This is a genomic window from Haloglomus halophilum, from assembly GCF_024298885.1.
In the GTDB taxonomy this organism is placed as follows: Archaea; Halobacteriota; Halobacteria; order Halobacteriales; family Haloarculaceae; genus Haloglomus; species Haloglomus halophilum.
On the sequence record NZ_CP101166.1, the window covers coordinates 2,860,061 to 2,873,194 of the forward strand.

The 13,134-nt window shown below is 65.5% G+C and carries 9 protein-coding genes and 1 tRNA gene; 9 read left to right on the top strand and 1 reads right to left on the bottom strand.

The annotated features are described in order from the left end of the window. The first annotated feature begins 143 nt into the window (after positions 1 to 143). Complete coding sequence (locus tag NL114_RS13825; protein WP_254821507.1) at positions 144 to 467, top strand: FUN14 domain-containing protein; 324 nt, start codon at positions 144 to 146, stop codon at positions 465 to 467. 329 nt (positions 468 to 796) lie between these two features. Here NL114_RS13825 and NL114_RS13830 read toward each other — a convergent pair whose 3' ends face one another. Beyond that, positions 797 to 1,249 carry a DUF5793 family protein gene (locus NL114_RS13830; protein ID WP_254821508.1) on the bottom strand — a complete coding sequence of 151 codons (453 nt, stop codon included), beginning with the start codon at positions 1,247 to 1,249 and terminating at the stop codon, positions 797 to 799. Between the two features lie 118 nt (positions 1,250 to 1,367). Here NL114_RS13830 and NL114_RS13835 point away from each other — a divergent pair, with 118 nt between their 5' ends. The 8 genes from NL114_RS13835 (at position 1,368) to NL114_RS13870 (ending at position 13,116) form a co-directional block, all read left to right on the top strand. Further along, entirely contained in the window at positions 1,368 to 1,871 is a 504-nt protein-coding gene (locus NL114_RS13835) for a DUF7549 family protein (protein ID WP_254821509.1), read from the top strand. Positions 1,872 to 2,064: 193 nt separating this feature from the next. Continuing rightward, positions 2,065 to 3,675, top strand: coding sequence for a type II/IV secretion system ATPase subunit (locus NL114_RS13840; protein ID WP_254824718.1), 1,611 nt, complete (start codon positions 2,065 to 2,067; stop codon positions 3,673 to 3,675). 1 nt (position 3,676) lies between these two features. Continuing rightward, a complete protein-coding gene (locus tag NL114_RS13845; RefSeq protein ID WP_254821510.1) occupies positions 3,677 to 5,887 on the top strand; it encodes a type II secretion system F family protein in 2,211 nt (736 codons plus the stop codon). Position 5,888: 1 nt separating this feature from the next. Next, positions 5,889 to 6,587: a class I SAM-dependent methyltransferase gene (locus NL114_RS13850; protein WP_434084093.1), complete on the top strand. Its 699-nt coding sequence runs from the start codon at positions 5,889 to 5,891 to the stop codon at positions 6,585 to 6,587. Positions 6,588 to 6,835: 248 nt separating this feature from the next. Then, positions 6,836 to 6,906 (top strand) — tRNA-Gly (locus tag NL114_RS13855). A 343-nt stretch (positions 6,907 to 7,249) separates the two neighbouring features. After that, positions 7,250 to 9,082: a type II/IV secretion system ATPase subunit gene (locus tag NL114_RS13860; RefSeq protein WP_254821511.1), complete on the top strand. Its 1,833-nt coding sequence runs from the start codon at positions 7,250 to 7,252 to the stop codon at positions 9,080 to 9,082. After that, on the top strand, positions 9,079 to 11,097 hold the full coding sequence (locus NL114_RS13865; protein ID WP_254821512.1) for a type II secretion system F family protein: 2,019 nt from the start codon (positions 9,079 to 9,081) through the stop codon (positions 11,095 to 11,097). Before NL114_RS13860 ends, NL114_RS13865 begins: the two co-directional genes overlap by 4 nt. An 81-nt stretch (positions 11,098 to 11,178) precedes the next feature. Further along, complete coding sequence (locus tag NL114_RS13870; RefSeq protein WP_254821513.1) at positions 11,179 to 13,116, top strand: Ig-like domain-containing protein; 1,938 nt, start codon at positions 11,179 to 11,181, stop codon at positions 13,114 to 13,116. Positions 13,117 to 13,134: the final 18 nt, after the last annotated feature.

Genomic DNA, 13,134 nt, shown 5'->3' on the forward strand with positions numbered 1-13,134 from the left:
CCCTGAACGTTACTCCCCCTGGGTGAAAACGTCGTCGGCGGGGCGGGGGGACGACACGTGTCTGACGGAGAACCGGCTGCTGGCGGCCGATTCCGACCGCGCTCGCCACAAGAGACTTACATCGGCGTATCCCACCCGGGGGCATGGTGGACTTCCAGGCGCTCGCACAGACCATCGGCATCAACGTGGGAACCGGCGCCGTCATCGGGGGAATCATCGGCTTCACGGCGAAGAAGGTGGCCAAGGTCATCGCGATCCTCGTCGGCCTCGAGCTGGCCCTGTTCAAGTTCCTCGAATCCCGGCAGATCATGACCGTCAACTGGGACAAGCTCGGTGCGAGCTTCCTGCAGGCCGGGGAGGCGGCCGCCTCGCAGACGCCGCCCTCGTGGCTCATGACCATCCTCTCGACGCTATCCATCAGTGGTGGCTTCGCCGGCGGCTTCCTGCTCGGGTTCAAGAAGGCGTAGTATTCGAAAAACCTCGACTAATTCGGGAATTTCCAGAATTTCTGAGATATTCGGGCTGTGGGAACCTTACCTATCGAGCGCTGAACTACCGATGGCAAGCGTCGCGGCTACCGAACCAGCAACAGTTGCAACCGCCGAACCAGCAACAGGAGCGGAACCGGCAACAGTGAGCGTTTGCGTCCGCGCGAGCGAAGCGAGCGCGGTTCACCGGCGGCGAACGGCGTGAGCCGCCGGCATTTTTTCTGAACGTTTTTTGCGCCGAGTGGTACCCGCAGCGCGCCGGCCCTCGGCCGGCGCGCAAGCGGTACCCGAGGCGTCAAAAAAGCTCGTTAGAGTTCGACGCCGCTCGGAATCAGCGACCGCCCGCGCAGCAGTTCCCCGTCGGGGTCGTAGACGAGGAAGACGTTCATCTCGTGGTCCAGCAGGTCCTCGTCGTCGACGGTGACGCGGACGCGGTAGCGGAACTCCTCGTCGGTCTCCTTGCCGAACTCCCGGGCGGCGTCGATGAACCGGAACACGTCGTCGGCGTCGGCGTTCAGTTCGAGGACGAACGCGCCGGTGACGCGGTGGGTCACCGCGACCACGCCGCTGGCGTCGGCGGCCTCGGCGGGGGTCTGCAGTCGGAAGGCGACGTCGAGCTCCTCCGGGGGGAGCGGTTCATCGTCGTCGCCGGTGAGGCGGTCGACGAGCTGCTCGGCGGGGCCATCGAACTCGATGTGCGCCGTCGGCGGCCCGTCCGTCTCGAGATTGCGGACGTCCAGCGTGAAGTAGTCGCGCCTCATCAACTGCGTCACCGTAGGGGACCAGCGGACAAGAACGTGACGCCGCTCGGTGGTCGGTGGCCGCGGGCGAGGCGGCCGCCATCGGTAAGTTTTCGGCGACGGGCGGCGCCCGGCCGGTATGACGTTGCTCCGGACGAAGTACGCGGGTGAACTCGCGGTGCTGGCGACGTGGGCGAGCGCGCTGCTGCCGTGGTCGGTGTCGTTCGCCTCGCGGGGGGGAATCTCCCTTGTGGTCGTCCGGTGGCAGGTCTTCCTGTTCCAGTTCATCTTCGGCGCGTCGCTTCCCGGCGAGGCGCCGTTCCAGACAGTGCTGGGGGCCATCACTCGTGAGTCGGGTGGTGTCGAGCAGGCGTATCAGGTATGGGCAGTCGGGGCGGTCGTCTTCATCGCCGCACTGGTCGTCAGCGTGGCCTACTACGCCCGTGAGGAGCAGGTCGAGGACCGACTTCCGGTCGACCCCGTTCGGTTGCTGGGCGGGCTGTTGCTCGTGAGCGGGGCGGTGCTGGGGGCGTCGACGGCGCTGCTGTTCACCCGCTATCCCGGGACCACGGTTCCGGTCGGGGCCCTGTTCCTGCTCGTCTTCGGGGCCGTCCTGCTCCGGGTCGAACAGGTGGCGTCCTGACCCACCAGTCAGGGCGAGCGGGCTGCTTTCGGGCATCGTCGGCCGTCGGCGCCGCGCCGCGGCCAGCGTGGATTTATATATGGTTGGCCCTACCACCCTGACAACAGACGGGGGGCGACCAGGTCACCCGGCCATCATGTCCGACACGAACGACACACAGCAGGGCCAACGGAAGGGCGCGCTGGAGAACGCGATGGAGCAGCTCTCCAGAACGGTGGAGATGTTCCGTGGGTCCCGCATCGACATCGAGCACTGGTCCCCGACCGAACACGGGCAGCTGGTCAACTTCGGCGGCCGCGAGGGGTACGAGGAGGTCGACCGCTACTGGCTGAACGCGCCGTTCTCCTACGCTTCGATCAACTACGACGCCGAGGAGAACCAGTATCTCTACCACGTCGTCGAGCCGACGCTGGACTCCTTCGAGGCCGAGCTGCTCGACGCGCTGTATCAGGACGTCCGGAACCCGCTCCTGTACGGCCCCGAGACCGACGCCGACGACGAGGAGGGTGCCGAGCGGGTGCTGATGGAGGAGCTGCGCGACCGCCTGGAGGAGTACGGCGTCGACGTGGACATGGCCGGCTTCTATCGCCTCTTCTACTATCTGTGGCGGCGCTTCCGCGGGTATGGGAAGATCGACCCCCTGATGCACGACCCCAACATCGAGGACATCTCCTGTGACGGCTACGGCCTGCCGCTGTACGCCTACCACGAGGACTACCAGGACGTGGAGACGAACGTCTCGTTCGGCGAGGAGGAGCTGGACTCGTTCGTCATCCAGCTGGCCCAGCAGTCCGGGCGCCACATCTCCGTCGGCAATCCCGTCGTCGAGACGACGCTGGAGGACGGCTCGCGTGCGGAGCTCGCACTCGGCCAGGAGGTCACGCCTCGCGGGTCGGCGTTCACCATCCGGAAGTACAGCGAGGAGCCGTTCACGCCCATCGACCTGCTCCGGTTCGGGACGTACAATCTCGACCAGATGGCCTACCTCTGGATGGCCATCGAGCACAACAAGAACATCATCTTCGCGGGCGGCACGGCGGCCGGCAAGACGACCTCGCTGAACGCCATCTCGATGTTCATCCCGCCGCGATCGAAGCTCATCACCATCGAGGACACCCGCGAGCTGGCGCTGTACCACGACAACTGGCTGTCCTCGGTCACCCGCGAGCGGCTGGACGAGGCGGCCAACATCACGATGTACGACCTGCTGCGCTCGTCGCTCCGGCACCGACCGGAGTACATCATCGTCGGCGAGGTGCGCGGGGAGGAGGCCATCACGCTGTTCCAGGCGATGAACACCGGCCACACGACGCTGTCGACGATGCACGCCGATTCGGTGCAGACGGCCATCAACCGCCTCGAGAACGAGCCCATCAACGTCCCGCGCCCGATGGTGCAGTCGCTTGATGTGCTCGTCGTGCAGACGCTGGCCCGGTTCGGCGGCGAGCGGGTCCGCCGGGCCTCCAGCGTGGCCGAGATCGAGGGCATCGACCAGCGGACCGGCGAACTGGACTACGCCGGGGCCTACGACTGGAACGCCACGGACGACACCTTCAGCGAGGGCAACCGCAACCTGATGGACGAGATCCGCGAGGAGCGGGGGTGGTCCCAGCGTGACCTGCTCAGCGAGCTGCGCCGTCGTCGTCGCTTCCTCAAGTACCTCTGGGACGAGGAGGTGACCCAGTATCAGGCCTTCACGACGATGGTGAATCGGTACTACGCGAACCCGGACCGCGTGATGGACCGCATCGACGCCCCGGAGATCGACACCGGGGCCGAGGCCGAAGCCAGCGCCGACGACTGATATGGCGGTCACGACATACATCCCGCTCATCGTCGTCGTGGTGACACTGGCGGTGCTGGCGCTGGCGCCGTTCAGCCGGACGCTCGAACGTGACACCAAGCGGCTCGCCTACACGGCGTTCGGCGGCCGGACGGTTCCGGATAACGAACAGCGCGAGCGAACGCTCCGCGCGGCCGGTATCGGCACACCGTATCGGGTGTACGTCACCCAGACGTACCTGTACACGGCCGTGGCGGCGTTCTCGGGTGCCGTTCTCGGTGTCTATCTCGGTGGCTTCCTGGTGGAGCTACTCGACCTGAACACGCTGACCGCGCCCAGCCCGGTCATCAGCGACGTGGCGTCGTCGCTTCCCGACTTCCTGTTGGCGTTCAACGCCAAACTGTTCGCGCTCCTCGTCGGTACGAGCCTCCTGATGGGGACCATCGCGGCGACCATCGTCTACGCCATCCGGTGGACGATCCCGTCCGTCCGTGCGACCACGCGCGAGCGACAGATCGACGCCTCGCTTCCGCGGATGGTGGCGTTCATCTACGCGCAGTCACGCGGCGGGATGGCGTTCCCGGACGTGATGCGCTCGCTCTCGAACAACCGCGGTGTCTTCGGTGCCGGTGCCGAGGAGATGGCCGTCGGGGTCCGGAACATCGACGTGTTCGGGCAGGACCTCGTCAGCGCGGTCCGGGACCTCTCGCGGCGCACGCCGTCCCAGCAGTTCCAGAAGTTCCTGGAGAACCTGACGAGCGTGCTCCAGTCCGGTCGGAACCTCTCGGCGTTCCTCGCCGACGAGTACGAGCGCTACCGCGAGCAGGCCGAGGAGCAGCAGGAGGAGATCCTCGAACTGCTGGCGACCACGGCCGAGGTGTACGTCACCACCGTCGTCGCGGGGATGCTGTTCCTCATCACCATCCTGCTCGTCATCGGGCTCACCAGCGGCGATACCCTGGTTCTGGTCCAGCTCATCACGTACGTCGTCCTGCCCGCGACGAACCTCCTCTTCATCGCGTATCTCTCGGAGATCACCCAGCCGCTCCGGGCCAGCCGCGACGAGAGCGATATCGAACGCGACGAACTGAACGCGCTGAACCAGCGGCTCCCGCGTGAGGCCGGCGAGGGCGAGCAGCCGACCGCCCCCGACGGTGGTTCGCCCGTTGGACACGCCTCGTCGGGGACGCCCGACGGTGGCGCCCCGGCCGACTACGGCTGGGCCGAGAGCCCCCGGTCGAAAGCCAACCGCGACCGGCTCCGGGCGTACAAGCGCGTCAAGCGGGTCCGGTCGGCGCTCACCAGTCCCGTCGAATCCCTGTTCAACCAGCCCGAACTCATCCTGTTCGTGAGCGTCCCCATCGCCGTGGGGTTCGTCCTGGCCCAGTTGCCGGGGGCCCTCGAAGGTGGGACGTTCGACGCGCGGGCGTTCGACGACGCGCTCATCCAGGCCGCGCTGTTCGTGATGTCGACGTTCGCGGTCGTGTACGAGGTGGCTCAACAGCGGTTGCAGCGCCTGGAAAGCGCCATCCCGGACATGCTGGAGCGACTCGCCAGCCTCAACGAGGCCGGCGTCGCCGTCGTCTCCTCGTTCGACCGGGTCCGTCGGAGCGACCTGGGTGAACTGAACGCGGAGGTCGACCGCATCTGGCGTGACATCAAGTGGGGCGCCACGGTCGAGCAGGCACTGAACCGCTTCGAGCGCCGGGTGCAGACCCCCTCGGTCACGCGGACGGTGACGCTGCTGACGAACTCGATGCGAGCGTCCAACGAGATCGGGCCCGTGCTCCGTATCGCCTCGGAACAGGCCCGCGCGGACCAGCGCCTGAAGCGCAAGCGCAAGCAGGAGATGTTCACCTACATCATCGTCATCTACGTCTCCTTCCTGGTCTTCCTCGTCGTCATCGGGGCCATCGACCGGGTGCTGATCCCGAACCTGCCGACCCAGGACGCGCTCACCGGTGGGAGCAGTGCCGTCCAGTCGGCCCCGTCCTTCCTCCAGATCAACTCCGAGAAGGTCGACCAGTACCGCCTGACCTTCTTCCACGCGGGTCTCATCCAGGCGATGCTCTCGGGGCTGGTCGGCGGGCAGATGGGTGGCGGCTCCATCAAGGACGGCATGAAGCACGCCAGCATCATGCTGCTCATCACCTACCTCGTGTTCGTCTTCCTGCCGCAGCCGGATGTCGGCGGCGCGACGGCGGGGATGCTGGTTCCGCTCCTCCCCTTCTGACGTGACGGGCGACGACTCCGCGGCGACCCCCCCGGGACCCGCTGCCGTCCGTGACCGCCGGACGGTGCGCGAGACCTACGACCACATCGCGGCCCACTTCGCCGAGACACGCGCGCACCCGTGGCCCGAGGTGACCGACTTCCTCGACGGCCGCGAGGGGGCGACGGGGCTCGACCTCGGCGCGGGAAACGGCCGCCACGTCGAACCGCTCGCCGACCGCACCGACCGTGTTCTCGCCGTCGACGCCAGCTCCGAACTCCTCCAGGTGGGACGTGACCGCGCCGTCGACCGGGGATACCGCGACCGCTACCGGCCGGTCGCCGCCGACGCCGCCCGCCTTCCGCTCGCGGCCGACATGGTGGACCTCGCGGTGTACGTTGCCACCCTCCACCACCTCCCGGACCGGGAGACGCGGGTCGCGTCGCTCTCGGAACTCGCACGGGTTCTCGCGCCGGGCGCCCGGGCGCTGGTGAGTGCGTGGAGCACCGCTCACGACCGCTTCGAGGCCGCCGCCGATGCCGCCGAGGGGTTCGACACGACCGTCGACTGGACGCTCCCCGGCGGGCAGCGGGTCCCCCGGTTCTACCACATCTACGCGCCCGCGGAGTTCGACCGGGACCTCGCGGCGAGCGACCTCGACGTGGCCGAATCGTTCCTGTCAAGCGGAAATTGCTACGCTATTGTGGGTACTAATCGGTAATTTCTGGTCTTGATACAGAATATCTGGAATTATATGAGAATATCTCCGCACTGGGGTAGAGGGAAGTCTCTATCCGACATACGGCCACCGCTTTCGGACCGGTACGCACTTGTGGCCCCCACGACCAGACAGTGATGCGAGCGCCGGTGGTGAGCGCCCGAAGGGCGCGAGCCTCGGCACGCGAGCGAAGCGAGCGAGCCGGTGGTGACCGCCGAAGGCGGGAACCACGGGGCTCGAACGAAGTGAGAGCGCCGGTGGTCTAGTGGTAGGACACAAGCCTTCCAAGCTTGTCGCCCGGGTTCAAGTCCCGGCCGGCGCATGCCTTCTGTGGACGCTCTCGATTGCTCCCGACCTCGACTACCAGTCGACTCGCTGGGCGGAGAATCATGCACTCGGTTCGCAGCTGAACTGAGCCTCGCGACCCCCTCTACGACTGGACTGAACGGTGCATTTAACACTGCGGACGCGAACGTTCGCGCAAGTGTAACGTACCACATTCGTCGACGTCGAGCGGGGGGTGGCCCCTGGTTAGTTATAAAGTACCGGGTTTGGCCGGTGAAATCCTCTTGCAGGTGACGGCGGATGGACAGGCAGGACCGACCTGAATGCCCGGACAGGTGTGGTGTCCGGGCGGGGGCGGTAAAACGCAGGAACGTGTGACCGTGAGCAGCGAAACAGACCAGAACGAGCCGACATCGACCGAGGAGCACAGTGAGACTGGGCCGGAGGACGGCGGCTTCCAGTTCGACAGTGACGAGGATGCCGACGGGGCGGGGACCACGACCGGCGGGGGTGCCTCCGGGCGATCGACCGCTGGTGGTGGCCATATCGTCGCTGACCACCCTATCAAGGGTGAGATCCTCCGCGAGGTGCAGGAGTGGTTCCAGCAGGCGAACCTCGACGAGTCGTTCGCGACACCGCCGCAGACCGAGTTCATCAAGAATCAGTTCTTCGATTTCTCCTACCTCGACGACCACGAGGAGATCGAGCGCGTGTGGGTCAACCGCCCGTACGCGTACGTGTCCATCCTCCAGCGTCACGGGGAGGAGAAGCTCCGTTACCACGTCCACGAGCCCGAGTTGACGGAGTTCGAGGAGTACGTCAAGGAGGACCTGGAGAAGATCCTCCGGAACTCCCTGATGTACCAGGACCTCGACGACGAGGAGGAGCGCGAGGCGGTCTTCGAGCGGAAGGCCAAGGAGATCATCACCGACCACGCGGCCGCGACGGTCTCGGACGGGACGCTCCTGAAGCTGAAGTACTACCTCCTGCGGGACTTCGTCCATCTCGGCCCCATCGACCCCATCATGCGGGACCCTGCTATCGAAGACATCTCGTGTGACGGCATCGGAATCCCGGTGTACGTCTACCACACGGAGCACCGGGACCTGAAGTCGAACATCACGTTCGACGGCAACGACCTGTCCTCGTTCGCGCTCCGGCTGGCCCAGCGCGCGGGCGAGCAGATCTCGGTGAGCGAACCGCTGATGGACGGGACGCTCCCCGACGGGAGCCGTGTCCAGCTGACCTTCGGCTCCGACGTGTCGACGCGTGGGTCGAACTTCACCATCCGGAAGTTCGCGAACGTGCCGCTGACGCCGGTCGACCTCATCAACACCGGGACGTTCAGCGTCGAGCAGATGGCGTACTTCTGGCTGGCCATCGAGAACAACCGCTCGCTCATCTTCTCGGGCGGCACCGGGTCGGGGAAGACGACCTCGATGAATGCGGTGTCGATGTTCATCCCGGAGGACTCGAAGGTCGTCTCCATCGAGGACACCCGGGAGATCACGCTGCCGCACGACAACTGGATCCAGTCGCTGACGCGGGACTCCATCACCTCGGAGGGCCGCGGCGAGGTCACGATGTACCAGCTTCTGCAGGCCGCGCTCCGACAGCGCCCCGAGTACCTGCTCGTGGGCGAGATCCGGACCGAGCAGGACGTGGCGTTCACGTTCTTCCAGGCCATCGGGACGGGGCACACGGCGTACACGACCATCCACGCCGAGTCCGTCGAGGGCGTCCTCAACCGCCTCGAGAACGACCCGCTCGCGGTCCCGGTCCAGATGGTGCTGGAGCTGGACATCGTCTCCATCCAGAAGCAGACGTTCAAGGACGGCGACCGGGTCCGCCGGAACGACGGCGTGACCGAGATCCGCTCCGGCGACGACGCCGGTGAGTCCGTGCGCGCCATCGACGTGTTCCAGCGTGACGCCGACACGGACACCCACCGGAAGGTGAACAAGTCCGCCGTCCTGCAGGATATCGCCGACGACCGTGGCTGGGGGGCTCGCGAACTCGCCGAGGCGCTCAACGACCGCGAGGAGTTCCTCCAGTACCTCGTCGACGAGGATATCGACGACTACCAGCAGGTGACCGCGGCCATCCACGCCTTCGGCAACGACCGCGAGGAGTTGATGCAGAAGGTCCAGCAGGGCACGCTCTCGCCCGATGACCTGAGTATCGACGAGGAGGCCGACGAACTCTACCGATGAGTTCACCGAACGTCGACGATACGCCGATCGTCCCGGAGTACGAGCTGGAGCAGTACTTCCCGGAGCGGTCGGAACTGAGCGAGGAGGAGCGCGCGAAACTGCGCGAACAGCACGGCTACTTCCGGACCTACTTCCGGGAACAGCCCGACCGGTTCCGGAAGCTCCAGCGCTGGCTCAACCAGGCCCGCTTCGGCGTCACCTACGACGTCTACCTGGCCTCGACCGCCCGGTACACCATCGGAGCGGCGGTCGTCGGGCTGGTACTGGGGGTCGTGCTCTCCGCGCAGCTGATGGCGATGGGCGCCTTCGCGCCGATCACGGAGCTCCCGGCGGTCGGCGGCGTCCTGGCGCCGGTTCTGGGGCCGCTGATCGCCTTCGTCTTCGGGCTGCTCGGAATCGCCGTCTTCGGCGGCGGGACGGCGATGGCCCGCTACTACTACCCGCGGACGGTGGTCAATCAACGCCAGCGCAACATCGACGTGTTGCTCCCACACGCCATCGTCTACATGTACGCGCTGTCGCACGGAGGGATGAACACGTTCGAGGTCATCAAGGAGGTCGCGCAGGCCGAGGACGTCTACGGCGAGGTGGCACGCGAGTGCGACATGATCGTGCGCGACGTGGAGCTGTTCGGGAACGACCTGTTCACGGCCATCCGCGACGCCCGGAACCTCACGCCCTCGGACAACTTCGAGCAGTTCCTCGACGACACGCTCTCCGTGCTCGACTCCGGGAGCGACTTCAGCACCTTCCTCTCCGACGAGTCCGAGACGTACATGAACGAGGCCAAGCAGGAGCAGGAGAACTTCCTGGAGACGCTGTCGATCCTGAGCGAGATCTTCGTCGTGATGTTCGTCGCGGCGCCGCTGTTCCTCATCGTGACGCTGATGGTCATCAGCCTGCTCGGTGGGGACTCGCTCGCCCAGACGCAGGCGCTGGTCTACCTGTTCCTCCCGGCGGGGATGGTCGTGTTCATCGTCCTCATCGACCTGCTGTCGAAGCCGTACGCACAGCACGAACACGATGTCGAGCTGTCCCAGGAGCAGGACGTGGACCCGAGCGATGCGGCCGAGTCCGACCCGCACTTCGAGGAGTACGAGAAACGGAAGCGCCGCGACGAGCTGCTCGAACTCGTCCGGAACCCGATTTCGGAGATCCGCAAGCGGAACCCGCTGCTGTCGCTCGCGGTGTCCGTGCCGGCGGCGCTCCTCGCCGTCGGGCTACTCGTCGTCTCGGGCCAGCTCCAGACGAGTCTCGCCGGGATGGGACGGACGCCCATCAAGCATACCGTCGGCTACGCCGTCATCCCGTTCCTCGTCACGACGGTCCCGCTGACGCTGTTCTACGAGGCCGAGCGCCGGCGGGAGCAGCGCATCTCGAGTCGCTTCCCCGACACGCTCAACATCCTCTCCAGCGCCAACCAGATGGGTATCCGGCTCGTCGATGCCCTGGACCTCGTCTCGCGCTGGTCCGAGGGGACCCTGGCCGACGAGCTCCGCAAGGTCCGCAACGACATCACGTGGAACCACGACATCGAAGGGGCACTCCTCTCCTTCGCCGACCGGCTCCGCGTCCCACAGGTGACCCGGACGATGAAGCTCATCGCGAAGGGGTCGCGCTCCTCCTCGGACCTCTCGGAGATCATCTCCATCGCAGCCGAGGACACGCGCAACCGCTACCAGATCGAGCAGAACCGGCGCCAGGAGATGTCCGCGTACACGGCCATCGTCGCCATCGGCTTCCTGGTCTACCTCGCGGTCATCGTGCTGCTGGACACCTCGTATCTCCAGCCGATCGGCCAGATGGCCACCGACGCACAGGGCAACACCGACCTGCTGACCGTGTCGACGGTTCCGGTCGACCAGTACCGGACCATCTTCTTCCACTCGGCGCTCATCCAGGGTGCCGGGAGCGGACTGCTCGCCGGCAAGCTCGCCGAGAACGACATCCTCGCGGGGCTGAAGTACAGCATCGTCCTCGTGGCGATCGCGCTCGCGGTCTTCATCTTCCTCTGAACCATGGCAGACACACGAACCAAATGGCGGACGGAACGGCGCGGTGAACGAGCAGACAGCGGCTGGCTCGACGACCGCGGCGTGAGCGAGGTCATCGGCTCCATCCTCGTGTTCGGGCTGCTGGTCTCGCTACTGGCCATCGTCCAGACGCAGGCGGTGCCCGACGCGAACAACGAGGTGGAGTTCCAGCACAACCAGGAGGTGCAGCGGGACCTCTCGAAGCTAAGTGCAGCCATCTCGCGGAGTTCGATAACGGGCTCCGGTGAGGTTGCCTCAGTCGCGACAGGTACGACCTACCCGCAGCGGCTGGTACTGTACAACCCACCAGCACCGACAGGTGCGTTGCGAACGAGCGAACCGCGGAATATCTACGTATTCAACGTCTCCGGCACCGACAGGGAGACACAGGATTACATCATCAATACGCTCGGAACCAACTTTAGCGGGCAGATCAACGAGAGTTTCAGTCTCACTACCTCTCGCCTGACCTACGAACCAGATTACAACCTCTACCAGAACGCGCCGACGACGGCGATGGAGTACGGAGTCCTGTACAACCAGCGGGAGGAGTCAACGACCATAGAGTCGACAGGATCGATTGTCGACGGTAAGCAAATCAACCTGCGCCTGCTGGGTGACGGCCTCAGTAGTTCTGGACAGTTGACGAGAACTGTTCGGACGGAGACCCTGAGCACCGGCGGTGGGGCTTCAGTACGTGGTATCAACGACATCCAGGCTCCGAACCGTAACAACCTCACCCTCAGGCTGCCGACGCGAATCAACGAGTCAGAGTGGACCGGAACGCTGCTGGCCGGTGAGATCGACGACCCGGGAGGCGCCAACGACGACGCACTCGAGCCAGGTGATCATTGCCAGATACAGGTGCTTACGGAGAGTGGGTATCAGACCGTCGCGGAATCCTCGTTCGGTAACGCGACGGCGGACAACGATCGCTACGTTCGGGACTGCCGCTACCGCTACACTGGGGGCACGAACTACATCAGACTGGAGTTCGAACCCGACACGCAGTACGACCTCCGGATGTCGAAGATCGGCTTCGAATCCGGTTCGCCAGCCGACCCGGGGCCGAAGTACGTGACCGTCGACGAGCGGTCGGTCAGCCTGAGTCCGACCGGGCAGACCGAGGTCTCTGCCACGGTTCGCGACCGGTACAACAACCCGGTCAGCGGTGTCGAACTGATCGCTAACATCACAAGCGGTCGAGCGGGGGCGGCCCTGTCGAACACGACGACCGGCGGGGTCAACAACGTGACGCTGACGACGGATGAGGACGGTGTCGCCACGGCCACGTTGACCAGCGGAACCCAGTTCTCCGGCTCCGAGGTCCAGTTCAAGGGGGACTTCGACGGTGACGGCGTTCGTGGGACGCTGAACCCGATCGTCTCGAGCAACAGTGACCCGCGCTCTCCTGAGAACGCGTCGGTGTTCGTCAGTCCCGCGGGCACCAGCCCCGTCAGGCTCACTGATGCAGCAATCACCGAAGCCAACGCAGTGAACCTCACCCTGAAGAACGAGGGGCTTTCGCGGAACATCAAGAGAGTGAAGCTCAATTACGTCTCCGTCCACCACACGAGGAGTGTCGTTGAGGACGCGAACCTCATCTTCAGCCTCATCAATACGGTTCTGCTCCCGGGCGACGCCATCAGCGACTCCGAAGTCCAGGCCGCGAAGTCGGATGTCACGAACGTCACCGATGGCCCGGACCAGATCGATGGTATCGCGCTCTCCGGCCCCGGAATCGAGGGGGTCCGTGGAGCACTCGACTCCCCTGCAGTGGAGAACGAGGGGGGGAGCCCACTGAGCACGCCAGCGATACCGCAGGACGGCACAGCCGAACTGCAACTGATCTTCGATCAGACGTTCGGCGAGGAGATGGACAGGGACTTCGGTGAGAACGAGCAAGACGCCGTTGCGATGAGTGTTGTTGTCACCTACCAGGATGGTACGCGAGAAACCTATATAACCATGCTTCGGGCGGGGGACGACGACGAACGATAGCTCCAGAGCCGGTCAGCG